The sequence below is a fragment of the Halogranum amylolyticum genome, from assembly GCF_900110465.1.
GTDB classification, from domain to species: Archaea; Halobacteriota; Halobacteria; order Halobacteriales; family Haloferacaceae; genus Halogranum; species Halogranum amylolyticum.
Genome location: NZ_FODV01000001.1, coordinates 21554 through 47574, shown reverse-complemented (window position 1 = coordinate 47574; position 26021 = coordinate 21554). Strand labels below are relative to the sequence as shown.

17 protein-coding genes and 3 pseudogenes are annotated in these 26021 nt (G+C 59.0%); 16 read left to right on the top strand and 4 right to left on the bottom strand.

Features of this window, described 5'->3' with window-relative positions:
- Positions 1-154: 154 nt before the first annotated feature.
- Positions 155-901: pseudogene (locus tag BSG17_RS00200) on the bottom strand (ATP-binding protein).
- Positions 902-1305: 404 nt separating this feature from the next.
- Here BSG17_RS00200 and BSG17_RS00195 point away from each other — a divergent pair.
- The 6 genes and pseudogenes from BSG17_RS00195 to BSG17_RS00165 all read left to right on the top strand — a co-directional run.
- Positions 1306-2229 carry an ArsR/SmtB family transcription factor gene (locus tag BSG17_RS00195; RefSeq protein ID WP_244531449.1) on the top strand — a complete coding sequence of 308 codons (924 nt, stop codon included), beginning with the start codon at positions 1306-1308 and terminating at the stop codon, positions 2227-2229.
- 482 nt (positions 2230-2711) lie between these two features.
- Entirely contained in the window at positions 2712-3413 is a 702-nt protein-coding gene (locus BSG17_RS00190) for a CPBP family intramembrane glutamic endopeptidase (RefSeq protein WP_244531448.1), read from the top strand.
- A 58-nt stretch (positions 3414-3471) separates the two neighbouring features.
- Positions 3472-4392 carry an ABC transporter ATP-binding protein gene (locus BSG17_RS00185; RefSeq protein WP_089820987.1) on the top strand — a complete coding sequence of 307 codons (921 nt, stop codon included), beginning with the start codon at positions 3472-3474 and terminating at the stop codon, positions 4390-4392.
- Entirely contained in the window at positions 4389-5261 is an 873-nt protein-coding gene (locus BSG17_RS00180; RefSeq protein WP_089820463.1) for an ABC transporter permease, read from the top strand. The genes BSG17_RS00185 and BSG17_RS00180 overlap by 4 nt, the downstream gene beginning before the upstream one ends.
- Positions 5262-5479: 218 nt before the next feature.
- Positions 5480-6271 carry a CPBP family intramembrane glutamic endopeptidase gene (locus tag BSG17_RS00175; protein WP_244531447.1) on the top strand — a complete coding sequence of 264 codons (792 nt, stop codon included), beginning with the start codon at positions 5480-5482 and terminating at the stop codon, positions 6269-6271.
- A gap of 636 nt (positions 6272-6907) precedes the next feature.
- A pseudogene (locus tag BSG17_RS00165) lies at positions 6908-7363 on the top strand (transcriptional regulator TrmB); the annotation flags it as partial.
- Between the two features lie 165 nt (positions 7364-7528).
- Here the strand turns inward: BSG17_RS00165 and BSG17_RS00160 are convergent.
- Positions 7529-8791, bottom strand: coding sequence for a Fic family protein (locus BSG17_RS00160; RefSeq protein ID WP_170864669.1), 1263 nt, complete (start codon positions 8789-8791; stop codon positions 7529-7531).
- Between the two features lie 370 nt (positions 8792-9161).
- Between BSG17_RS00160 and BSG17_RS00155 the strand changes: the two genes are divergently transcribed.
- The 8 genes from BSG17_RS00155 (at position 9162) to BSG17_RS00125 (ending at position 20525) form a co-directional block, all read left to right on the top strand.
- Positions 9162-9356 (top strand): hypothetical protein, encoded by a 195-nt coding sequence (locus BSG17_RS00155; RefSeq protein ID WP_089820461.1) that lies wholly within the window; start codon positions 9162-9164, stop codon positions 9354-9356.
- Between the two features lie 166 nt (positions 9357-9522).
- Positions 9523-11319, top strand: coding sequence for an ABC transporter substrate-binding protein (locus BSG17_RS00150; RefSeq protein ID WP_170864668.1), 1797 nt, complete (start codon positions 9523-9525; stop codon positions 11317-11319).
- A 7-nt stretch (positions 11320-11326) separates the two neighbouring features.
- Positions 11327-12352: an ABC transporter permease gene (locus BSG17_RS00145; RefSeq protein WP_089820459.1), complete on the top strand. Its 1026-nt coding sequence runs from the start codon at positions 11327-11329 to the stop codon at positions 12350-12352.
- Positions 12349-13482, top strand: a complete 1134-nt coding sequence (locus BSG17_RS00140) for an ABC transporter permease (RefSeq protein WP_089820458.1) — start codon at positions 12349-12351, stop codon at positions 13480-13482. Before BSG17_RS00145 ends, BSG17_RS00140 begins: the two co-directional genes overlap by 4 nt.
- Positions 13479-14552, top strand: a complete 1074-nt coding sequence (locus BSG17_RS26660) for an ABC transporter ATP-binding protein (RefSeq protein WP_170864667.1) — start codon at positions 13479-13481, stop codon at positions 14550-14552. The genes BSG17_RS00140 and BSG17_RS26660 overlap by 4 nt, the downstream gene beginning before the upstream one ends.
- Positions 14549-15625 carry an ABC transporter ATP-binding protein gene (locus BSG17_RS26655; protein ID WP_170864666.1) on the top strand — a complete coding sequence of 359 codons (1077 nt, stop codon included), beginning with the start codon at positions 14549-14551 and terminating at the stop codon, positions 15623-15625. Before BSG17_RS26660 ends, BSG17_RS26655 begins: the two co-directional genes overlap by 4 nt.
- Before the next feature lie 14 nt (positions 15626-15639).
- Positions 15640-18315: a glycosyl hydrolase gene (locus BSG17_RS00130; protein WP_089820457.1), complete on the top strand. Its 2676-nt coding sequence runs from the start codon at positions 15640-15642 to the stop codon at positions 18313-18315.
- On the top strand, positions 18312-20525 hold the full coding sequence (locus BSG17_RS00125) for a glycoside hydrolase family 3 N-terminal domain-containing protein (RefSeq protein ID WP_244531446.1): 2214 nt from the start codon (positions 18312-18314) through the stop codon (positions 20523-20525). Before BSG17_RS00130 ends, BSG17_RS00125 begins: the two co-directional genes overlap by 4 nt.
- Before the next feature lie 33 nt (positions 20526-20558).
- Here the strand turns inward: BSG17_RS00125 and BSG17_RS00120 are convergent, their stop codons facing one another.
- On the bottom strand, positions 20559-21647 hold the full coding sequence (locus BSG17_RS00120; RefSeq protein WP_089820456.1) for a TrmB family transcriptional regulator: 1089 nt from the start codon (positions 21645-21647) through the stop codon (positions 20559-20561).
- Positions 21648-22071: 424 nt separating this feature from the next.
- Here BSG17_RS00120 and BSG17_RS00115 point away from each other — a divergent pair, with 424 nt between their 5' ends.
- Positions 22072-23532, top strand: coding sequence for a hypothetical protein (locus tag BSG17_RS00115; RefSeq protein ID WP_211609031.1), 1461 nt, complete (start codon positions 22072-22074; stop codon positions 23530-23532).
- A 331-nt stretch (positions 23533-23863) separates the two neighbouring features.
- Here BSG17_RS00115 and BSG17_RS00110 read toward each other — a convergent pair.
- Positions 23864-24857 (bottom strand): annotated as a pseudogene (locus tag BSG17_RS00110) (RNA-guided endonuclease TnpB family protein); the annotation flags it as partial.
- A 434-nt stretch (positions 24858-25291) separates the two neighbouring features.
- On the opposite strand from BSG17_RS00110, the gene BSG17_RS00105 reads away from it, so the two are divergent.
- Complete coding sequence (locus BSG17_RS00105; protein WP_139246529.1) at positions 25292-25657, top strand: hypothetical protein; 366 nt, start codon at positions 25292-25294, stop codon at positions 25655-25657.
- Positions 25658-26021 lie beyond the last annotated feature (364 nt).

The window sequence follows — 26021 nt, the reverse complement described above, 5'->3', positions numbered from 1 at the left end:
CACCTCCCCACCCACCGCTCCCGGCCTCTAGCGAGGCCGGCAGCCACGACCGAGGTCTGTGGGAAGCTGTCCCTTGGAGTGTTGTTTGTGAGACGATGAACAAGAGATGAGCGAGAAGTGCCCTGGTGAGTTCTTCTCCTCAATTGACTGGTGATCAAGCGTCTCCGACGATGTCGTCGCGGTCAACAGCGGCCTCGCGGTCGATTGCGTGAACCCGTTTCGGGCGAAGAGCGCATATTCATGCGTTACTGACTCACCGCTTGGTGACCATCGAATCTCGTCGGTGTGGGCTTCGAGCGACGCAAGCGCGCTGTAGTCGAGCGAGGAGTTCGTGAACTTGCACTCGCCTGTGACCATCGTGCCATCGTTCGTCAGACCGACAATATCGACTTTGTGCTCCTTGTACCACCACCGGCCGATATCGATGAACGTGTCCGCAGGGTACAGGTCCGGAAGGGCCTCTTGACAGAGTATTTCGAGCTCCTGGCTCGCGAAATCGGCCAGCTCCGGTTCGATAACGGCCTCGTAGGCAGCGCTGCCCAGTCGGTCATACCGGTCTTCGTTCCCATAGACGAACCGGAACCAAAACCGAAACAACGGGTCGAGAATCCGATAGCGACCCCGACGTGACTCCGAGGAGCGACTCCCACTCTTGTTTGATCCGGTCGACACCAGGAAACGACTCTGAGGCGACGTCGACGAACTCGTCGAGTTGCACCTGCGGCGTCGTCTCGGTCGCTTGGTACAGTACAGCGTCGTCGCCGTCTGACAGCGACTGTCGAACGAGTCCGGTTTTGCCGAGGCGACGACGACCGAAGATGACGACCATCTCAGCCTCATCCAAGTCATAGCACTCCCGAAGCCGCGAGAGTTCAGTCTCCCGGTCCACGAATCGGTCCATACTGTTCAACGTCCGGACACCAGGATACTACTTCCGAGTAGCCAATTCTGAAATAGGCTATTTTGAAATAGGCTATGTGAAAGTAGACACCGTCAAAACCATCCTCGAGACGTATCAGAACACGAGAATTCTAATTGACGAACGAGGTCGGGGAAACCCCACCGTCACGAAAATCCTAAAGAAGTGCGCGTAGACCGGAGTATCCACGAAGAGGAGACGGTCGCTCGCGTCGAGGATGGCACTACTGTCCGACCTCGAGTGCGGGGGATGCTCGCGCCTGTAGGCGCGTGGAGGATGCCCAGCTGCAACCGAGTCTCTGTCAATGACCGAAGGGGATCACGCCTACAAAATCCCTGACCGACCGTTCCAAACGTTCACGACTCCCGGTACAGTGTATGTAGCTAATGGCCTTGGAGGGAACTGCAACGCAGATCAACGAAAGCGTCATAGAGAGCATTGAGGCGCTCGCCAATCAACAACGGTTGGAAATTCTCATTGCATTGGCCGAGAAGAAATACGAGGATGGGGCGAAGTCCGCGATGTCTTTCACGCAACTGTACGACGCCGTGGATTGTCAGAGTACGTCGCAGTTCTCCTATCATCTCAAGCAGCTTGTCGGCAGATTCGTCGTCGACACCGAGGATGGATATCAGCTCACGTACGCCGGTGACAAAGTTCGCCGCGCGCTCTTTTCGGGACTGTACGAGTCGTCTCAGACATTCGATCCTGTGGCTGTCGAAGGAGCGTGTCCAAACTGTGCTGCCCAGTCGCTTGAGGCATACGCGGCCGATGGTCAGTTCATTGTTGAGTGTCGCGCGTGCGTCACGCCGGTTGTCTCGGATCTCTTCCCGCAGAGCATCGCTCAGGGGCGTTCTACCCAAGAGATTGTCGACAGTTTCGGATACGGTATCTGGGCGAAATACATGTTTATACGCGGTGGCGTCTGTCCCGAGTGCTACGGACGACTCGACACCACCGTCGAGCAGCGAGAGCGTGGTGACCGTTCGATGAGTGTCTCAATTAATGAGTGTCGCCGATGTTGGTTCACTGTCTATTTTCCCATCGACGTCCTTGTCGCGTTCCACCCGGTCGTTATCGAGGCCTTCTGGCAACACGGTGTTTCCCTTCTTGATATCCCTCTCTGGGAGCTGTTCGAGTACACGACGACAGAAAACTGGAACACCACCGTGAGGGCAGCGGAGCCGTTCTCGGCGTCTGTGGAGATCATCCTCGACGACACGGAGATTCGGTTGTCAGTCGATGATCAACCGTCTGTTACGCTTGTGGAAAAGATCGAGCGAGAGAGTGCAGATGGAGGTCGGAAGTGAAATTCCTCATCGACGAATCCGTGTACGATTCCCGCAGAAAGCAGTGTTTCACGGTGAGCGACGAGCATGCCAGTGATGAGAATACAAACGAGACGTCAGGTAAGACTTGCACTCCGCTGCGGCCCCTATCGTGAACTGAATCAGAGGTAATCTCGCAATCCTATCAGCAAATGAGAACAACGACCGGATAGAGCAGAAAGGAGCTCTGGCGTTGGTCCAACACTCAACTCAAACAGATTTGAGTAATCAGTCTGCCAATTTGTAATCTATATGACAATATTTATTGGGTCTCCGGAGAAGGGTCGGATATGCCGTCGCTTCACCACTCGTTGATTGACAACCATCCCGTCGCAGCGTTCTTTATCGGAGCGTACGCGTACACCTGGATCATCTCTGCCCCAGCAGTGTTTATGGAGCCGAGTTGGACCGCGGCAATTCTCATTTACGTCGGGAGTTTTGGTCCCCCAGTAAGTGCGGCAATAGTGACGTGGCTGCGGGGCGACGACGTCAGAGCGTGGGCGAGCCAAATCACGACGTGGCGTGTGGGCTGGAAATGGTGGCTCATTGCCCTGAGCCTTCCACTCGTCGCGGCGGCCCTGATCTCGGGTGGCATCTTCGCCGTTCGCGGTCCCGTCGACTTTGGACAAGCGCTCCCCTCTCCGTTGGTAGTCACGGGACTGTTCCTCTTCACGCTCGTCCTCAGCGGCGGCCTGAACGAGGAGCCGGGATGGCGTGGGTTCGCTCAAGCGAGACTCAACGAACGATACGGCGCGTTCAACGCGAGTCTCATCATCGGCGTCGTCTGGGCTGGCTGGCATCTCCCGTATTTTTTCGCCCCCGTCACTCCCCATTCGAGTTTCCCCCTCGTGAATCAGGTCGGCTGGATCGGCGGCATTCTCACTCTGTCAGTCATCCTCGCGTGGGCGTACAATAGCACCGGCAGCGTCCTCATCGTAATGGTGCTCCACGCAATGGCGAATACGGCGGACGTGCTCATTCCGCTCGTTCCCGACGAGATTCTCATCGATGGAGTGATCAACGAACGCGCGGTCGGTATCGTGACTGCCGTCCACTTGGTCGTGTACATTGCTCTCGCTGTCGCTATCGTCGCGTACTACGGCCGGAAGTCCCTCGCTCGTGGCGCGATTCCCAGCGCTGCTGACATCGGAGGGACACATTCATGAGTACGAACACGACGACCGAACAGCGTCGCTTTGGATGGACGACGGAGGGACGATAGAGATGGCTGCAATCGACATCGATGGCTTGACGAAACGATTCGGAGACGTCGTTGCTGTTGACGGTCTCGAGTTACGTGTCGAGGAAGGCGAGATCTTTGGGTTCCTCGGCCCGAACGGTGCAGGAAAGTCCACGACGATCGACATCCTGCTCGATTTCATTCGTCCGACCTCAGGGACGGTGACCGTTCTCGGACACGATGCCCAGCGAGAGGGCGAAGCGGTACGGCAGCAAACCGGCGTTCTCCCGGACGCCTATCACGTCTACGACCGGCTGAGTGGTCGGCAGCATCTGGAGTTCGTCGTGGAGATGAAAGACGCGGACGAGGACGTGAACGCGCTCCTCGAACGGGTCCGTATCGCCGATGCCGCCGACCGGAAGGCGGGCGGCTACTCGAAGGGGATGCGCCAGCGGCTGGTCCTCGCCATGGCGCTCGTCGGTGATCCAGACCTGCTCGTTCTCGACGAGCCGTCTACCGGATTGGATCCGAATGGGGCCCGCGAGATGCGAGAAATCATCAAAGAAGAGAACGAACGCGGGACGACAGTGTTCTTCTCCAGTCATGTGATGGAGCAGGTCGAGGCGGTCTGTGACCGCGTGGCGATCATCAATCGCGGCCAGCTCGTCACCGTCGATACCATCGATGGCCTCCGCGACGCGACCGAAACGGGTGAAGTTCTATACGTGTACGTCTCCACACTCGACGAGTCTACCGTCGAGCGAGTTGCCGAACTCGACGGTGTCGGGAGTGCATCGATCGATGATGGTCGGCTTCGAGTCGTCGTCGACGAGGCCTCAAAGTTTGCCGTTCTCCAAACTATCGACGCCGACGTGACGTCGGTTCAGGACTTCTCGGTCGTCGAGTCCTCGCTCGAAGACCTATTCGTACGCTACACTGAAGACAAACAGGAGGTTCGAGTATGACGTGGCTGGCGATTGCAAAGAAGGACTTCCGAGACGCTGTTCAGTCACGGGCACTCTGGGCGCTCGTGGCAGGGTTCGTCCTGTTATCACTCGTTTCGACGTACGCGTACGTGCAGGTTCCCGAGCTGTTCGGTGAGCCGACAGGGGCAACGTTCGCTGGGCTCGTCTTCTTCACAGTCGGTCTCACCGGTCTATTCGTTCCCCTCGCGGCGATCGTGGTCTGTTACAAGTCTCTCGCAGGCGAGCGCGAACTCGGGAGTATCAAGCTATTACTCTCGTTGCCAACCAACCGGCTGAACGTCTTCACTGGAAAGGTCGTCGGTCGAGCAGCCGTCCTTGTGTTTGGTCTCGGTGTCGGGCTCCTCGTTGGACTCGGATTCGGCTCCGTGTTACTCGGCACAGTCGCTCTTGGCGCGATGCTCGTATTCCTTCTCGTGACACTCGGATTTGCAGCGATTTATGCGGGGATCATGGTGGGGCTCTCGGCGACGACCGGGTCAACCTCACGTGCGACCACGTTTGCACTCGGATTCTTCGTCATCTTTGAGCTGTTCTGGGATGTCGTCCCGATGGCAATCGTCTACATCGTTACCGGGTTCAGCCTCCCGTCGACGATGCCCGAGTGGGTGTTCCTTATCGGGCAAGTGTCGCCATCTTCGGCCTATCTCTCGACCATCGTTGCTCTCCTACCCGGGCTCGCAGAGACTGCCGGTGCAGCGCCCGCCCAGACGGGCGTCGGAGTCGACGTGGCTGCAGCTGAGCCGACCCCGTTCTACGTGAGCCCGAACGTGGGCGTTGTCGTTCTCGCACTCTGGTTCGTCGTTCCGTTCCTCGTTGGGTATTACCAGTTCAACGTCGCAGATCTGTAACGCCACCAATCTACACACCATGGACCAACAATGATGACGACAACCGAAACACGGTACTCGTCTCACTCCCGACGGAAGCAGGTTCTCTCGACGGAGGCATGTGAGGAGTCATGATATCGCTAATTACCAAACGAATCCAGCAGTACCGAATTACATCCTTTTTCGTACTGGCATACGCACTTTCGTGGACGCTTGATGCCATCCCGAAACTCCTTGAAATGGATCCATCGTGGGGTCGATGGGTCATCGAAGGCTTCCTGAGCCCGCTTTCACCGGGAGTTGCTGCTGCGATTGTCCTGTGGGCGAGTGGCGAGAGTGTCAGGAAGTGGCTCGGCGACGTCTTTAGTTGGCGCGTCCATCCCAAATGGTATGCCGCTGCAATCTTGATCCCGTTCGCCATCACGTACGCGGCAGGAGTCGCCTCGTGGGCGCTCGGCGGTCCGATCGACTGGGCGGCATTCGATTTCGACCCGATCACGGTCGTCATCGGGATTATTCTCGGGACGTTCATCGGGGGTGGCCAGGAGGAATTCGGCTGGCGCGGATTCGCCCAGCCCGAACTGCAAGAACGCTATGGCGGATTGTCTGCGGCCCTCATCATCGGCGTCTTCTGGGGACTCTGGCATCTTCCCCAGTTCGTTCCCGGAGGATTCCGAGCTGACTGGCCACTCGAACTAATCGTCGCCTACTTCGTCGGAATTATCGCGTTCTCCGTGCTCCTCGGGTGGGTGTTTAACGGGTCTCACGGGAGTGTGCTGTTGGCAATGCTGATGCACGGAACCGACAACGCGACGACGGGGCAAGTCCCGCTCGATCTAGACGTCGTCCTCGTTGGTGATGCGATCGACTGGCGCACGCTCGTCACGTTGAATGGGTCGCACGCGGCTATCACGTGGGCGGTCGTACTGTTCGTTGTCGTCGTGACTGGCGCCCACCTCTACGATTACCGAGTGAGTCCGGACTGGAACACCAAGACGGACCCCGATCACCAGTCAGGAGAACATCAATGAACGAAAACACTACTCGTCTCCTCGGAAATGGCTTGCTCGTCGTGGGACTCCTCTGTTTCGTCGGTGGGGCCGCGATGCTTGCACTAGGGTCGCCGGTCGATACTCCGATAGATGCGCTGGGCGCGCTCGGCTTGATCTTCGTCGGTGCTGGTGCATCGGTAAAGAATCGAACTCGTCCGCCAGTCTCGTGATGATTCATCGAAAATTCAAGGCGGATACCCCGAGGCTTGACCTCGGGGAGGAAGCCGACACTACCCTTCCAAAACCACGCTCGATAGCAAGGTCAACTCCCCCAATATGTAGTCTTAACTAGTTCAATCTATACTAATGAAGTATGGAGGTTGTTCGGAACATCCAACTCAAACTCGACGTTCCCGAGGACAACCACGAAGTCCTCGATGAGACGTTCGAGCAGTTCCGACAAGCAGCGCAGCACGTCGCTGACCACGGATGGAACGACAACCCCTACAACATCACGGACACCAAGAACACGCTCCACAAAGAGACGTATTCTGACGTTCGTGAGAACCTCTCCCTCCAATCCAGCCTCGTTCAATCCGCGAGGAATCTCGCTGCAACGGCGCTCGGGAACTGCAAAGACAGAATCCTCGAAGACGGTAAAAAAGCCAGCAAACCCGACGCCTCGAATCCGTTGTTCCGGATGGGACGATTCTCTGGGAGGACTACGACGAATTTCTCGCTCAAACGGAAACGGAAATCGACGTCGAGCACTTCCATGAGACCGGGCTTGCGCGTTTTGCGGCGTTCGACCTCCAGTTTCTGCTGACTCGTCACCGCTACTACCGCTACTCCACGGAACTCGATTCGGTGTCACCGGCGGAGCTGTGTTGTCACACGCTGTTGATCGACGACGGCCCCCGCTACCGGTCGTACTGTCTCCTTCTTCTCAGCCACGTTGACGTCGACGAAGACGAACTCCGAGACCAAGCGGCAAAATACGGACTGGAAGGGACGATCAACGCCTTGCTTCGATACCTCGAAACGCACGGTAACGGTGAGGGAACCGGTCTCCCGGAGTGGTCTGTGTTTCAGGAGTTGGCAGCTGACTACGAGGTGTCTCTTCCCCGATGAGGCCGACATTCGGACGCAACTACATTGAAGATGAGTTCCAGCGCATCGCAGATGGATTGTCGAATCCGCTGACAGTCTTCCTGATACATATGTGGGCTACACAGAGTGGCCGAGTTCCAAAGAAAACAGCAAGACTTCTCTGGACCATCTGACTCGTGGTCGTTTCTAGTGGTCAGGGAGCTTCCACGCCTGTGCGACGTCAACAAGGTCCGTCGACTCGGGGAGGGTTGACGCAGGACGTTCCACGATATCCATTATTTCTTCGGCTCTGAATACACGGTTTTGTTTGTTCCCCGTAATCTCGGTGATGACACCGTCAGCTTCGAGACGGTCAACCGCGTTGTTGGCAGTCTGGTACACGACGCCAATCCGTTCGCTTGCCTCCCTGACGGTGAAGTATGGCTCTTCAAAAAGCGAAAGGGCAAGATTTCGGACGGACTTCGGTTCGTCCTCATATCTCGTTTCGTACTTCTGCCGTGTGTCTACGAGTAGTTTCGCACGGACGAACGCCTCTTCGGCTTGTTCGCGGATCCCACGAAGGAAAAACTGCAGCCACTCGTTCCATGCGCCTTCCTCACTCACAGCCAGTAACAAGTCAGCGTACTCGGTACGGTGACGTTCAATATACGAACTCAGATAGAGCAGTGGATAATGAAGTAATCCATCAGCGATGAGCATCAAGATAGCAAGGATGCGGCCGACGCGACCGTTGCCGTCTTTGAATGGGTGAATCGTTTCGAACTGGTAGTGTGCGACGGCGACATCGATCAGTGACGGCCACGAACTACCCTGTTGGATGAAACGCTCGAGATCATCCATCAACCGCGCAACGTTGTCTGGCTTGGGCGGGATGAATCGGATTCGTGTCCCGAATCCGTGAGGGTGGGTTTCCTCAATAACGGCGAAGCCAGGGCGAAACTGTCCTGGAAGCGGATCGTCGTTACTCCGTCCGTGTTCGAGTAACTCTTGGTGGAGTGATTTCACCAGTTCACTCGTGATGCTTGTGCGTTCGAAGCCTGCCGTACGAAGATACGATACTGCATCGTTGAGGGCACGAATATAGTTACGCGCCTCTCTCACATCGGCTTCGTGGTCGCTCTCGGTCGTGTCTCGGAAGGTGAGCTGGTCGACATCGTAGCGGTAGATATCTGAGACTGTGACTGTGGTGCCTTCGACACGAGAGGATTGCTCCGCCTCCTTGTAGACAAACGAACTGAAGACCGCACCAGGGTTGTCGATCTCACTTCCCAGTCCCTCCAAACGGCCGAGTGCCCACATTGCTCGTCCGTGTTCCACAATGACCTCCTCAGAAAGGTCGAACCTCGGCGGAAGTTTGTCAGGAAAGTACGCCTTCGGGAGTTGCCGATCTTCTCGGAGCGGCAAGTACTGTCCAGGCGCATCCGCAGGGAGATCGTACCCATCGATCATTGCAGCAGTGTAGTAGCTACTCAATTAAAAATACTACGAGGAAATTGGAAATGGATAGTTTATTTCGCGTCCCAATTGTTGTGAATTGGGTATTGACAGAATTAGGGGTGACTGTTCCACCTGGGGATTCATCGAAATGGTGCTCATCATAGCGATGACTTGGCCAGTGGCGGACAGTGCTGCACCTTCGGAGGACCCGTCGGATGGGAGGCGACAGAGCCAGACGACGAAGGCTGTGACTGTGACGGTCTCACAGAGGCGTTTCCGTGTTGGGAATGTGTTCGGACTGGTCAACGTTGTTGGTGAGCGGTGTCGGCGGGAGGCCGCTCACCGGCGGAACCCTCTTGAAGGTGGGTCGCAGGGAGTCTGTATGCGTCGGAACTTCCTGTCGGTCTTGTTCGCACTCGACGCGACACTGCTCGTGCTTCTCGTCATCGCGTTCCAGTTCGTCGAGGCAGGCACGAGTGAATACGCCATCCTGCAGGTCTCACTTGGGGTCATCCTCCTCACGGTCGTCGGTCTCGCTATCGCTGCCCGACGTGGCCAGCGACTGTTCGAACCGTAACATCCGTTCTCTCTCGTCACCAGACTGCTCGATCGTGGACTCGCGGGCATGCGCGACTACATCCTATCCTAGCTTGCTGAAACATATCAGCTAAAGTATTTATTAGACTCCTACACCAAAACTATCATGAAAAATACATATGTACTACGAGGGGAATTGAATGTCCATGTCCAAGACTCACACAGGACAGAGAGACCGACGAAAAACACGTCGCCGATTCCTCCAGTCTGTTGGAGTGGCTGGAGCCATCGGCGTCGCCGGTTGTGCTGGCTCGAATACGGAAGCCGCCGGCGACGGCGCAGGCACGTCGGCCGCTGGCGACGACGCGACACAGAGCTCAGACAGTGTTTCGATGACCGACCGGACGTTCGTCACGGCGACGACGAACGTCCCGAAGGACATGCAGTTCAACCCGTACGGCCAGAAGTACCCCGACCGGGCGGCATTCGCGTTGTTCGAGAATCTCCTCTACGTCAACGAGGCGACGAGCACGTTCATGCCTGGCGTCCTCAGCGAGTGGGAGATCGGCGACGAGTCGGTAACGCTCTCAGTGCGTGAAGGCTACCACTGGCACAGCGGCGAGGCGGTGACAGCCGACGACGTCGCGTTCAAACTCAAACTCGACATTCACGATGGGGCCGCCCTCAGCAACATCGTCGCCCCTGAGGACGTCAGCGTCGTCGACGATACGACGCTCGAACTCGGGCTCAAACGCCCGGTCGCCAAAGAAGTGTTCCTCTACTCGCTGAAACCGATCGCGCTCGACACCCCACGCGAAGAGTTCCAAGAGTTCCTCGACGCCTACGAGGCCGACGGTGAGGCGCCGGGACTCACCGAGAAGACGCTCGAGAAACCCAACGGGACGGGACCGTTCGCGTTCGTCCACGCCCGCAATCAGGAACTGCTTGCCGAGCGCTTCGCGGATCACCCGGATGCCGACCAGATCAACTTCGCGCAGATGCGGTGGGACTACCTCCAGTCGAACCAAAAGCAGTGGCAGGCACTGCGAACCGACAGTATCGACGGCATCGACAACGTGTTCACGCCCGACAACATCGCGCAGTCCTACGGTGACCACGTCCGTGAGATCCAGATGCCCGCCAACTGGGGGATGGGAATCATGTTCAACCACAAACATGAACACTACAGCCAACAGAAGGTCAAACAGGCGATCCAGTACGTCATCGACCGCGAGAAACTCGCCCAGACCGCGGGCAGTAAGATGCACGTCCCCGTCGAAGTTCCGTGTGGACTGCCCGGCAACTTCGATGGCAGTTACAAAGAGTGGCTCGGAAACTCGCTGTCCGACTTCGACAAGTACGAGCCGAACACTGAGAAGGCGGCGCAACTGCTCGAATCAGCTGGCTTCTCGAAAGCCGAGGGCACGTGGGTCGACGCCGATGGGAAGACCCTCGAGTTCCCGTATAAGATTCCGGCTGGCTGGAACGACTGGACCGCTGGTGGCCAATCTATCGTCCAGGACCTCAACGAGTTTGGCATTGAGGCATCGCTCAATCCGAGTCAGTCATACTGGGGCGACATCTACGGCAACCAAGAGTACGTCGTTGCCGGGCTCGGATGGCCCGACGGAAAGCTGTACCCGTACTTCTCGCTCAACAAGCTCCTCAACGGCTTCCGTTCGCGGGATGTCCTGAACTTCCCGCGCTCGGTGGAGGTGCCGCCACTCGGCAACCCGAACGGCGAGACTCGAACGGTCGAGCTGGAGCCTGAACTAGAGGAGCTCGCCGGCCTCTCCGGTGACAAAGCCAAACAGAAGACGCAGGAACTCGCGTGGATCGTCAACCAGCATCTCCCGATGGCGCCCCTGATGGAGAAGGTCGACCAGTCGTGGCTGACGACCGACGACTGGAACACCGTTACCGACGAGGACGTCGCCGCTATCGTCGACTGGCCACAGTACTACCTCCCCCGTGAGGGCAAACTAACCGCCACGCCGGAGTGAGTCACAGATGTACGACTACTTCGTCAAGCGAACGCTCCAGGCGCTCTTCACGACGTTCGTCGTGGTGTCGCTCTCGTTCGGGCTGGTCCGGCTCATGCCCGGCAACCCCGCCGACCAACTCCGCGGCCAGCTCATCCGCAACAACCCCAGCCTCTCCCAACAGGAGATCAACCGACGAGTCGCGAACTACATCAACGTCGACTTTTCGGCGCCGCTCCACGAGCAGTATCTCGACTATGTGCTCGGCGTCCTGCAGGGAGATCTCGGACAGTCGATCAGCCAGAACGCACCCGTTGCTGAAGTGCTCGGCGGGGCGCTCCCGTGGACGATCTTTGCGTTCTCGGTCGCGATCTTGCTCATGTTCGTCGTCGGCATCTCGCTCGGCTCGATCATGGCCTACTGGGAAGGCAGTCGCTTCGACATGGGCACGACGGGTCTCGGCATCGTGCTCAACTCGACGCCGAACTACGTGACGGGCCTGTTGTTCCTCTACATCTTCGGGTTCACGCTCGGGTGGTTCCCGACGAGTGGGCACATCTCCTCGGCGGTCGTGCCCATCGTTGATCCACTCAAACCCGTCGCGACGTTCCAGTTCGTCGCCGACGCGATTTACCACGCGAGTCTCCTCATCGGGGCCGTCGTCATCACCGGGTTCGGTGGCGTCGCTCTCGCCATGCGCGGCAACAGCATCCAGGTGCTCGGTGAGGACTACCTCCGGGTCGCTCGGCTTCGTGGCCTCTCGGATACGCGTATCGCCCTGCGGTATGTCGCCCGTAACGCGATCCTCCCGATGTACACGGGCTTGCTGCTCGCGTTTGGCGGCGTCATCGGTGGCTCTGCGATCCTCGAACAGGTGTTCACCTACCCAGGGCTCGGCTACTACATCGTCGCCGCCGTCGAGGCGCGCGACTACCCACTGATGATGGGCGGGTTCATCCTCATCACGCTTGCCGTCGTCGTCGGTGCGTTCATCGCCGACCTGACGTACGGCCTCGTCGACCCACGTGTCTCCACGGGCGGTGACTCCGCATGAGCCGGGAGAACCACCCCAATACGTTCGCGACTGGCGGTTCCGGTGGGTTCGGGACCGTCGCCGATTCCTCGTTGACCCGCTCCGAGCAGGTCCGTCGCGTGCTCGACCTCTGGCTCGCCGCCCCGCTTCGCGTCATCTGGAACGACGTTCGCGCGCGGATCGGCGTGACGCTCCTCGTCGGCTTCGGCTTCATGGGACTGATCGGCCCACATCTGATCGCTGAACCCAGCGTCGGGCAGGCTCCACTGCTTGTCGGCCCTTTCGAGGGCGGGCTCGTCGGTGGGAGTTGGTATGCGCTGACGACGACAGAGCTGTTCGGTGTCTCTCTCCCGTGGCTGGCGCTGCAGTGGCCACTCGGCACCGACAACGTCGGTCGCGGTATCCTTGAACAGGTGGTCCACGCCACCCCACGGATGCTCACGATGATTACGACCGCCGGGCTGTTCGTCACGGTGCTCGGCACGAGCGTCGGTGCACTCGCCGGCTACAGCGGTGGCCGCGTCGACCAGACGCTCTCGACAGTCATCGACATCGTGATGACCCTGCCGGGGCTTCCGCTCCTCTTGATCCTCGTTGCGCTGCTCGAACCGAAGAGTCCGGTCGTGCTCGGCATCGTTCTCTCACTGCAGGCGTGGGCGGGGATGGCTCGGGCCATCCGCTCACAGGTGCTCACCATCCGCTCGACCTCCTACGTTGAGGCCGCACAGGCGATGGGGCTGTCGACGCCCACGATTGTCGCAAAAGAGGTCGTCCCCAACATTATGCCGTTCGTGATGATCAACATGGTCAACGCCATGCGCGGGGTCATCTTCGCCTCGGTCGGCCTCTACTTCCTCGGTCTCTTGCCGTTCTCGGAGATTGCCAACTGGGGCGTCATGCTCCAACTGGCCTACTCGAACGGCGGGATGCTCACGCTTGATGCCGCCCACTGGCTCCTCGTGCCGATGGTCGCCATCATCCTGCTGTCGATGGCACTCATCTTGTTCGCCCAGGGGATGGACCGTGTGTTCAACCCCCGCGTCCGCGCTCGACACGCGAACACGACGTCGACGGTCGACGACACCTCGTCATCGGACCCAGCGTCGCCCGATCCCGCGTCACCGGCCCCGTCTATCGGAGGTGACCAATGAGCAACTCGCCAACCACGGAGGTCGCGACAGCCGTCGATGCCGCCACGAATCCGAGCGCCGATGACGTCATCCTCGAGTGTCGGAATCTATCGGTCTCCTTCGAGATGGACCGTGGGACCTCCCGTGTTCTCCACGATGTTGACATCGACATCCGTCGAGGCGAGATTCTCGGCATCGTCGGCGAGAGCGGGAGTGGGAAGTCGATGTTCGCCTCGGCGTTATTGAACGCCGTCGTCGAACCGGGTCGTACCGACGGTACCGTTACCTACCACTCACCTGACGACGAGTCAGTCGATGTACTCGAACTTGAGAAGGGGCCGCTTCGGACCCTCCGTTGGGAAGAGATCTCGATGGTGTTCCAGGGAGCGATGAGCTCGTTCAACCCGACGATGGACTTCCGCGAGCACTTCGTTGAGACGCTAGAGGCGCACGACTACGACGTCGCTGCGGGCCTCGAACGTGCGAAGGAACTTCTCGCGGATCTCTATCTCGACTCCGACCGCGTGCTCGATTCGTATCCCCACGAACTCTCCGGCGGGATGAAACAGCGAGTGCTCATCGCACTCTCGTTGGTTCTAGAGCCGGAGGTGCTCGTGATGGACGAGCCGACGGCCGCGCTGGACCTGCTCATGCAGCGTTCGATCATCAGCCTGCTGTCGGAACTGCGTGACAAGTACGACCTCACGATGGTCTTCATCACGCACGACCTACCGCTGGTCACGAAGCTGGCTGACCGTATCGGTGTCCTCTACGCATTCGAGTTCGCTGAAGTCGGCGATACGACGGAGATGGTCCGCGACCCGAAACATCCCTACACCCGTGCGTTGCTCAATGCGACGCCGAACCTCGACGCGCCACTCTCGGAGATGCGACCGATTGCAGGCGCTGCGCCCGACCCAGTTGCCGTCCCTGCGGGCTGTCCGTACCACGAACGCTGTCCGATGGCGACACCGGAGTGTGAGGACGTGAAGCCACCGATGGAGTCGGTAACGAAGACCCACGAGGTCGCCTGTCACCACTGGCTCGACATTGATGACGAGATTCCCCTCTCGACGGGGGTGGAGCGATGAGTGCCGACGAGCCGGTTCTCTCGCTTTCGAATGTCGATGTCCACTTCGAGAAGGCTGGTGGCGGAGTGAACCCCTTCGCAACTCGCGATACGGTCCGCGCGGTCGACGGGGTCGACCTCGACATCGACAGTAACGACGTCGTCGCCATCGTCGGCGAGTCCGGCAGCGGCAAGACGACGCTCGGCAAGACGGCCGTCGGTCTCCAGAAACCGACCGGCGGCTCGATCAGCTATCGCGGGCAGGATATCTGGCAGGCCAAAGGCTGGGGCTCCAGCCCCGAGATTCCCTTCGAGGAGATTCGTCGGTCGCTGCAGATCATTCATCAGGACCCCGGCGCGGCACTGAACCCGAACCGGACCGTCCTCTCGTCGCTCGCCGCCCCGCTGAAACGGTGGCAACCCGACCTCGGCCCGGAGGACCGCGAGGCGCGTATCCTCCACTTCATCGAGCGTGTGGGAATGTCGCCGCCGGAGGACTACGCCCACCGCTACCCCCACCAACTCTCGGGTGGCGAGAAACAACGCATCGCGCTCGTCCGGGCACTCCTGATGAACCCGGACGTGATTCTCGCCGACGAGGCTGTGTCGGCGCTGGACGTGAGCCTTCGCGTCGAGATGATGGACCTGATGCTCGAACTCCAGGCGGAGTTCGATACGTCCTTCCTGTTCATCAGCCACGACCTCTCGAACGCACGATACATCGCCGAACATGCGGGTGGCCGCCTCGGCGTGATGTATCTCGGTGAACTGGTCGAACTCGGTCCGGCCGAGGAAGTGCTCCAGAACCCCCAGCACCCCTACACGAAGGTACTGAAGTGGGCAACGCCGGAGCTCGGCGTCGAGGAGGGAGCAACCGGACCGCCCGTCCGAGAGATCGACATTCCCGACCCGGTGAACCCGCCGACAGGCTGTCGATTCCACACCCGCTGTCCGAACGCCACTGAGCAGTGTCGCGAAGCGACACCGGACGTGGCCGCCGTCAGTGACGATGGCCGACACCGCGTCGCCTGCTATCGCTCGACCGACGACGATGCCTACTGGAACAGCGCCCCGCTCGACGGAGCGGAGAAGTAACTCACACCGCACACATGACAGACGAACACACGACAGACGACGCGAACGCATCGAAGGAGTCGATCACGACTCACTCACTCAGTCGCCGCCACTACCTCGGTGGTGTCGGCGCACTCGGATTGGCCAGCATTGCTGGCTACTCTTCGGAGGGCCGCGCAGCAGATTCGAGTGTGGTCAGCGTCGGCGCTGGCAGTTACACTACGACGCTTCCCAGCGGGGAGGGGTCGCCGCCGGCGACAGTCTACGCCACGGGCGATATCTCCGCACCGTATCCGACGAACGACTGGTGGAGTAGCATCCTCTTCGAACAATACGGGGCTCCGCTGTGGGCCCACCCACTCGCTGCGATGCCGACGAGTGAGGGGTTGGATCTCTCACACCCGACGGAGTGGACGTTCACGAACGACTCGGGGGACAGTAATCGTGACAACATCGCTGCGATGGACGATAGCACCGACGTCACCCTCTCGACGACGGGCGGCTCCTTCGCTGACACGCAGTGTGCTGGTTACGGTGACTGGCACACCGACATTTGCTGGGGGGCGAATGACTCGACGACGCCGACGCTCGACATCACTCTCACGCAGGGCTCACCGTTCGCGTTCGCGGAAATCTCGGGTGCGGACGCAGAACTCACGTTTGCTGTGACGCCCACCGTCTGGGCAGACCAGGGCAACGTCCTCGGTCTCTCGGTCAACGGCCACCACTACGGTCTCTTCGCCCCCAGCGGGTCGACGTGGAGTGGTCTCGGATCCGCGACGCTGACCAGCGCGCTTGACGGGGCAGGCTACCTCACGATTGCCGTCCTTCCCGAGGCGACGACGACGGCGCTCTCGCGCTACGAATCGTACGCCTACAACCAGATTACTGGAACTACTGTCTCGTGGACCTACGACGAGGCGGCCGGTGAGGTGCGGACGACCCACACGTTCGAGACGACCGATCGCGCCGAGTCGTCGGCAACCGGCACTATCGCCGCTCTCTACCCACATCAGCACAAGAATACCAGTACCACACTGGATGGCGATACGTTCGTCTCCCCACGCGGGACGATGCAGACGACGACCGGCACCTCCTTCGAGATGGCCCTCGATCTCCCGCCGGTCCTGCCGTACATGCCCGACATCGGTAGTGTCGACCAGACTCGGCTCGCTGGCTACGTCGACGACGTCGAGGCGGAGTCGCCGCTCGTTCGTGTTGGTTCGGACACGCCCGGTGACGGAACCTATTGGACGGGAAAAAACTACGAGCGGCTCGCTCAGTTACGTCCCATCGCCGAACAGGTCGGCGACATGACCGCCGCCGACACGTTCATTACAGCCCTCCGAACCGATCTGGAGACGTGGCTTGATGCGTCTGTCTCGGGGTCGACCGACTCGGAGGATGTCTTCTACTACGACGACACGTGGGGGACGCTCATCGGCTACAACGATTCTTTCGGCTCTGGGGCAGACCTCAACGACCACCACTTCCACTACGGCTACTACGTCAAGGGTGCCGCCGAGATTGCACGGCGGAACCCAACGTGGGCCGACGCGTCCAACTGGGGCGAGATGATCGACCACATTATCCGCGACTACGCAAACCCCTCGCGGACGGACTCGATGTACCCGTTCCTGCGGAACTTCGCTCCGTATGCCGGCCACTCGTGGGCCTCTGGCAACGCCGGCTACGAACTCGGCAACAACCAAGAATCTTCGTCGGAAGCTGTCAACGCGTACGCAGCGATTCTCCAGTATGGCGAGTACACCGGGGACACCGAACTCCGTGACCTCGGTGCGTATCTCGTCGCTCACGAGACGGCCGCCGTCGACGAGTACTGGTACGACGTAGACGAGGAGAACCACCCCTCGTCGTGGAACTACAGCTACGCCGCGATCGTGTGGGGTGGCGGCTACAAGTACGACACCTGGTGGACCGACGACGTCGAAGCCATCCACGGTATCAACGCACTGCCCGTCGGCGGACACTCGCTGTCGCTCGGTCGGAATCGGGCAGCTGCAGCGTCGACGTACACCGAACTCGTCGACGCCAACGGTGGCGATTACTTCGATTACTGGCCCGACATCCTCTGGGAGTACCGGGCGTTCAGCGACCCGGCCGACGCCCTGAACCTGTTCGAGGGGCGGGCGTCCAGTTACGCCGTCGAATTCGGCGAGTCGAAGGCTCACACCTACCGCTGGCTGACGGCGATGGACGGTCTCGGTGCGGTCGACGCCAGTGTTTCGGCTGATACACCGCTCGCCGCCGTCTTCGACGACGGCACCGCGAAGACCTACGTCGCTTACAACGCAGCCGACACTGAGACGACCGTGACCTTCTCCGATGGGACGTCGCTGTCGGTCCCAGCGAACTCGCTGGCGACGACGGGCGGTAGTTCCGACTCGGGCGGCTCCGAGGGGTCGAGTGTACCCACCATCGACTCGGTATCGACAACGACCAGCACGAAGGGACCGTGGACGAACGCGATCGTTGACTGGACCGTCTCGGACGCCGACGGCGACCTCCAGTCGGTCACGGTCGACCTCCGTAACGATGCGGGGACGGTGCTGGACGAGATGACGACGTCTGTCTCCGGGCGCAGCGCCTCGGGGACGGCGGACCTCCGGACGAAGAACACGCCGACGACGGTTGCCGTGATGGTGACCGACGCCGCGAACAATACGACTTCCAACACCACAACTCTATGACGACACACGACACGCAGATGACGCAGACAGACGAGATGGACGACCGCATTGAGACGCTCCTCGAGGAGATGACGCTTCGCGAGAAGGCTGCCCAACTTGCGGGTACCTACGTCGGTACGATGGGCGAGACCCGAACCGTCGACGACACGAAAGAGATGATTCGCGAGCACGGAATCGGGTTCGTCACACCGTTCGGCTACGGCGCGTCGCCGCATCGCGACTCCGAGGAAGTCGTCGACATCGCCAACGAACTCCAGCGCATCGCCCGCGAGGAGACCCGACTCGGGATTCCAATTCTCATCCCCGTCGACGCAATTCACGGGCATGCGTACGTCGAAGACACGACGGTCTTTCCGCACAACATGGCCGTCGCAGCCGCCCGCGATCGAACGCTTACCGAACACATCGGCACTGTCACGGCGACCGAAGTCGCCGCGACGGGGTCGAGTCTCACCTACGGGCCGACCTGTGACGTCGCCCGCGACCCGCGCTGGGGACGTACCTTCGAGACGTTCGGCGAGTCGCCGTATCTCGTCGGGGAACTCGCCGCGGCGAAAGCCCGCGGCATTCGTGGTGCACCCGTCGACGTCGCAGCGATGGCGAAACACTTCCCGGCGTACGGCGAACCCGAACGCGGTGAAGACGCCTCACCAGTCGACAAGTCGCTCTCGTCGCTCTACCGTGATTTCCTGCCGCCGTTCGAGAAGGTACTCGCCGAAGATGTCGAAGGCGTCATGCCGAGCTACAACTCCATCAACGGCGAACCCTCTCATGGCTCGCAGTACTGGCTGACCGATGTCCTTCGCGAGGACCTCGGCTTCGAGGGCTACGTCGCGTCCGACTGGAACGGCATCAACATGCTTCACGAGAACCACCGGGTCGCTACGAGTCCGAAGGACTCTATCTACCAATCGTTCACCGCTGGTGTCGATGTCCACTCGCTGGGCGAAGCTGCACACGTTGACCACGTGGTTTCGCTCGTCGAGTCCGGCGCAGTCGACGAAGCGGCTGTCGATGCGTCCGTCCGTCGTGTCCTCCAACTCAAGTCTGACCTCGGACTGTTCGAGGACCCGTTCGTCGACACCGACGAGTCCGCAGACACACTCAGCACCGACGCCCACCGAGATGTCGCTCTCGAGGCAGCACGCAAGTCGATGACGCTGGTGAAAAATGACGACTGTCTGCCGTTCGAGTCTGACGTCGGTGAACTACTCGTCACTGGGCCGAACGCCGATGACCTGACGAACCAGGTTGGTGGCTGGAGCCTCAAAGAAGCGCACGAACTCGATGGAACGACTATCAAGGAGGGCATCGAATCCGTCGTCGCCGCCGACACGACAGTTCGCTTCGAGCGTGGGTCGGGCATCGACGAACCTGCTGACCTCGATGCGGCAGTCGCAGCCGCTAAAAACGCCGACGCTGCCGTTGTCGTACTCGGAGAGAACTGGTATCTCCACGAGTTCGGGCCGCAAGATGTGAACGGGCCGACCGAAGCGTTCCCGAACCGGTCGGAGCTGACGCTCCCTGATGCACAGCGCACGCTCCTCGAAGCGGTTGTCGAGACGGGAACGCCGACGGCGCTCGTCCTCGTCTCTGGACGACCGCTCGCTGTCCCATGGGCTGCTGACCACGTCGACGCAATCGTCCAGGCGTACTACCCAGGCGCAGACGGTGGACAGGCAGTCGCCGAGACGCTGTTCGGGCACAACAACCCGAGCGGCAAACTCCCGATCTCGGTGCCGCGCTCGGAGGGACAGCTCCCAGTCCGACACAACTATCTCCCGCATCCCTACCCGATCGGTGACGACGAACATCTGCCGTCGTACGACCCACTGTGGGCGTTCGGACACGGCCTCTCGTACACCGACTTCGAGTATCGCGGGCTGTCGGTGTCGGATGCGTCGCTCGCCGAGGGTAAATCGATCACAGCTTCGGTCACACTCGCGAACACGGGTGAGCGGGCCGGCGACGAGGTCGTTCACCTGTTCGGCGGTCGTGAGCACGCATCGGTCGTCACGCCGGTCAAAGAACTCGTCGGCTTCCAACGAGTCTCACTCGACCCGGGTCAGGAGACGACCGTCGAGTTCGAGATTGCAGCCGAGACGTTCGACGTCGTTCGTCCCGACGGGAGCAGTCGGTTCGAGTCGGGCGAACTCTCGCTTCGATGTGAGTCACTGGACGCGTCGCTCACGGCAGTCGTCGACGACTGACAGCGACTGCACGCTCTGGATCTGGTTTCCAGATCAATCGTCGGGGAACAGTTGCTTCCCTGGACTGATGCCGACGAGCGAGATCGTTCGCATCTCGACGTCTTCGAAGACGGCACCCCAGCCACCGACGACGACGCTGCCGGTTTCGGTCTCGAGTCGGACGGTCTTGTAGGACCCGAGGTCCGAGAGACTCAGCTTTTCCCGCGGGTGTCCATCACCGAGAAATGAGAGGTCCCGGACCGTTCCCTCCAATGTCGTTGCCGACTCTGTCTTCAGGTCGATGCCGTTGACGACGACTTCCAACTCGTAGTCGTCTTCGAAGAGGGGGTAGTAGTCGCGGATGAACTCCTCGAGGGCAACGTAAGTCAGCCTGTCGGCATCGTCGACATAGAGCTGCGGATACAGGTCCCACAGGCAGGTGAGGTAGTACCAGTGGAACACGAATGGAAGGATGCGATCGTTGATTAGGACGCCGTAGTCCTCATCGGAGCGAGTGTTCGGTGCAAAACAGGTCCGATGCCGGTCGATGATGACGAGAAATGGACCCGGGATGGTACACGCCCGCAACTCTGAGAATCCATAAGTCGGATCGAACTCCGCTGGCGGTGTCTGGTCGTCGTTAACATAGACAGCGGCGCGAACGACGACGCCCCGCTCGCGGGCGTCCTGAAGCATGGGTGCCAGTCGCTGTAACTGCTCGAACGTTCCTGCAACTTCGACGACGGTTCCGGCCTCGCCGATGAGGTTCTGTGCGTTCTCGACGGCCGTCTCAACGCGTTTCGTGACCCCAACACGTGTGTCAACGCGACTCGGCTGTCGATACCGCTCGCGTACCTCTTCGACCGCATCGTGGAGGAGATCGCCTCTGGATTCTAAGTCGGCCATCGACTCCTCGGGCTCGCACGGGCGGACGTGGAGTTTCTCCCGCTCGATAGTCTCGACGTATCCTTTCGCTTCTAAATCTCGAAGGACGTCGTAAACCTGTGAGACTGGGACCGAGCTTTTACGGCCTACCTCGATCGCTGGCGATACACCCATCCCAAGGAGAGTGAGGTATGCATCCGCCTGATAGGATGTCAAGTCCGCATACTCCAACGCCTGTGCGAGTGTCTCACGGTCCATAGCCAGACTCAGTGGATACCGGCATATCAAGGTTCACTGTTTTTCTCTCATCGCAGCGGCGTGGGTCGGCTCGTGTACCTATTGATTGATGACCTAACAAGGATGATTGTCGGCCCGGTCTCGTCCAGCTCCGAGTTGTACGATAGATTCTGGCGATACCGTCAGCGATGCCTCGCAGAGCTCCTGAGACAGCATGGCAAATACGAACGTGTGAGCGAACTCTCTGGAGAGACAACCAGAACAGGAAGATAACTCCCCCCCTACAGGAATGTCAGAGGCACCAAGGACCGCAAATGTGACTTGGTAGTGTATTAATTCTTTCGTCTGTTTCACCAAAGCAGACAATAATTATAGGCTAATTTGTATATGTGGATTTTAATACATCCATAATAAAGTGTAAGTCAATCTATCGATACAGTGCGCTATGGCAGAAAATAACGATTACAGAGAGAAGCTTGGTCGAAGAGGGTATCTCAAAGGAATCGCGGCAGCTGGGATGGGTGCTGGCGTTCTTTCGAGTACCTCCGGTCGCGCAGATGCAGCCTCGCATGATGACACGCACGTGGACGGGGACGATATCTACCTCGTCTTCGGTGCAGAGACGTCGGAAGCAGACCTTGACTCGTGGGTCAAGCAGCACGCGGATGAGATCAAATCGAACTCACAGCAATCCTCGTCGGAAGTCATCCAGTTTCAGGACGTTTCCCAGCTGAATGTCACACAGCAGGGTGCCGCCGTTGCGATCTCCATCGATGGCGGTGAAGCAGACGCGATCCAGCGCACCGAACAGAATAATGAAAATACGCAAGCTGGGAGCGCCCAGTCAATAAACGAAGCGCAGCAAAAAGAGAAGCGGACATTCAAAGATGTCGGGAACGCATACGTTGTCTTCGCTGAAGAGACCGGCTGCCGAGAGTTTTCCGGCTGGGTCGTCAGCGACAGTACGTATGAGAGCGAGCAGTCCGCTGAGGCAGCAATCGATCAAATGCAGGAGGTCGAGCAAGCGAACTTCAATACCCAAAGTGCTGCCGTCGCTGTCGCAGTAAACGGTAGCTCTTCGCAGGCATACCAAGAAAGTTACCAGGAAAACAACAACCTCCAAGCTGCTGACGCGGTCGCAGCCAATATTGGCGAAGGGACTTCCCAGAGTGCCGATTCATCGGTTGGCCAGTCCCAGGAAGTTGATCAACTCAACGCCAGTGAGCAGGGTGTCGCAATCGCGATTGCTGTTGGCGAGGAAAGTGTCGCGGAAGCATGTCAGGTTAGCTGTCAGTATAACGTGAACAAGCAACTTGCCGATGCCACGGCGATTAACTTCGATTCGAAATCACTCAAAGAAGTCACTGCGCACGCGGACATGAAGGGTGATATCTCGGAGAAAGAACTGACACACTCACAGAACGGGTCTGATCAGTCCAACGTTCAGGCTGCGGCGGCCACTGTCGAACAGCTCCAAGCGGTTAGCCAGCTGAACGCTAATGAGCAGAACTTAGCTGTTGCCGTCGCAGTCGATGACAGTACGGCGACAGCGACGCAGACCAGCTACCAGGGGAACTTCAATGCGCAGATTGCCGAAGCAACGGCACTCAACGTCGATGCTGGGCAGTCGAAGATGTCGAAGGTAGTGACTGGGAAGGACGTCAAGGGTGACGACACCTGGGCGGTCGCATACGACAAAGGCAACAGCCAGACTACCCAGCAGACGGCTGCAGCTGACATCACGCAAATGCAGTTCGTTGAGCAGCTGAATGTCAATGAACAAATCGCTGCAATCGCTGTCGCGATAGGCGAAGGCGATGCAACGGCAGAACAGGTCAACTACCAAGTGAACCAAAACGTGCAGCAAGCCCAAGCAACCGCTGGAAACCCGAAAAACGGTTGCTGAAACAGTTTAGCCAGTGACATTCCCCGTCGTAGACGGGGGTTCCTACGCCCATCAACGGGCGGTTCGGGTTCCAACACGATGGGGCCACAAGCGAGGCACTGCTCCGACGTGTGTGCCGAATTGTCCTCCGAACTGGAATTAATTCCGATCGACAGTGACGACCAACATCGTGGTCGACGACTTGTTCGGGTACGCCAAGAACACGCTGAAGACGTACGTCTCACTCTGTACCGACAATACACAAGTGAGTTTCACTTGTCTGATCGCGACGGCAGATGATGATATCCTCCTCGGCATAAACGGCGAGGTTTCCTCACGCTGGGGGTATCGCTTACCGACCCACGGAGGCAACTTGCGGGTTCGTGCGCTCCTCGTTGGGAACTGAGCGTGGTGACCTCTGATCATGAATGGTTGTCCCACTTGAGGCGCACGGGCCGTGCCATCGGCCGTGTTACCGTCGTCTGCCGTTGACGAGACACGGAGTGTCTCGTTCGCCAATCAGAACTCAGAGAGTTCTGATGACGTCTCAGGAACGTCTCCGACGCTGTGAGGTCTGCATGTCCCTCGAAGCCGCACGGACACGTCAGCGTGTCGCGGTGGCGCGTCGTCCGGTCAGTCGAACCACAGTTCGGACACTCTTGGGAGGTCCACGCTTCCGACGGCACTTCCACCAAGATGCCGTACTCCTCGGCGGTACACGCGAGTCGGTCGATGAACTGCCGGAACGCCCAGAAGTTGTGTGTTTTCTGGTTCGCTTCGACCGACCAATGCGTATCGAGTACGTCCGTTGACGCGCCGACGTACACCGTGGAGACGCCTTCGCCGCGCAACCGTTCGATGAGGTCGCGGGCGAGCGCATCTTGGGCGTGGTCGCGTCGTCTCGTCCGGCGTCGGTACAGCGACCGTATCCGGTGACTGCTGTACCGTCCGCCGTCCAAGAGCGACTGCAACCGCGCGATTTCTCGCGTCGTCTCGCGGAACCGCTCGAACAAGTCGCGCCCTTCGTACAGCAGTTGCGTGCCGGTCGTGGTCGTACAGGCGACGAGGGTGTTCGCACCAATATCCAGAGCGGCGGTTTCGTCCGCCAGTGAGTGTGCCAGTCGAGAATTGTCTTCGCTGATTGTGACTGGCTGAAAGGCCCTGAATGTCTGTGCGTTCTCGTCCCAGAACAACTCTAACCGGCCCTGCTTGTCGTGCTCTTTCCAGTTGGGGTTGCCCCGAACTTCGAGCCGGAGGCGTTCGCGGTGTCCAAGCCCGTACTCGTCTTTCAGGTCTTGGCCGACGAGAATTTCGAGTCGGGAGTATTCGCCCCACTCGACGGAGTACATCCATATCGAAGTGCCGGACGAGGAACAGTACGAGCGGTTGAGAGACGTGAAGAACAAGTACGGACTGACGTGGCGCGGGATGCTTGTCCACGCGGCCGACGACTTGGATACCCCGGACTGAGCGGCGTCGGCGGTTGTTCCGCAGTTGTCGGATTCACGCCCGCCCTGAAGGGCGGGACTCTCTCCTTGAGTCGGGTAGCGACACGTTACACGTTAGAAGGCAGATATTCATTCTAAAGAGCCCCGTTAAATTCTGATAAAGCTAGGATTATAGAAAACGTCATATACGTTGATGCATGGGGTTCCACATCATTAGTTACACTATGTAAATTGGATGGTCGTTTGTAGTGCCTTCTAAAATTCTCATAATCCAGTAGTTATACAAGAACAATAATCGGCACTTATGTGTTACCCGGGTATCACTTATTCGCGTGAGCAACGTGCTCACAGAGAACCAAATCATGAAGCGCACTACGCAGTTACTGTTTGTCGTTGCTGCAGTTGGCAGTCTCCTCATCATGGGTGCTGGCTCTGTAGCCGCCCAGCCGGACAGCTCAACGACCGTCGAACAGAGTAGCACAGCAACCGTTGAACAAGGCCAAGAGGCTTCACAGGGTAACGCCAACGAACAAGGTTACGCTGTGGCAGTCACCTACGATAGTGACGAGAGTGAGGCTACTGCCGTCCAAGCGAGCGGACAGTCGAACTCTAATTCGCAGACCGGTGTCGCCATTGCCGGAAATTTCGCCGAGCTAACTGAGGAAGGCGAAGACGACGATAATGGCAATGATGAGTAAGTAGGGTTCCGACTTCAGATCGGGTTCGTTGAATCGCATGGATGGTCTCCTCACGGAGAACCACGTGTGTCCTAGAGATTGGCGGATCGCTGGAATCGACAGATTCCGCGATCCGTACCGAGGACACTTCGCTACTTCGCTACTTCGCGACTAATTACCTAAAGTGAATTCTCAAATTTATATAACATATGGTCAAGCACCTATATCAGTACCTAATTGAATAGATTAAAGTATACGTTATATTAATTTTATTTTGATGTCAGAGAGATTGGATTCTCGTCGGACGTTCCTTGGTATTGCCTCCTCCGCACTTGCAGTTGGTCTTGCTGGATGTACCAGTACAGATAGCCAAACAGCTGAACCT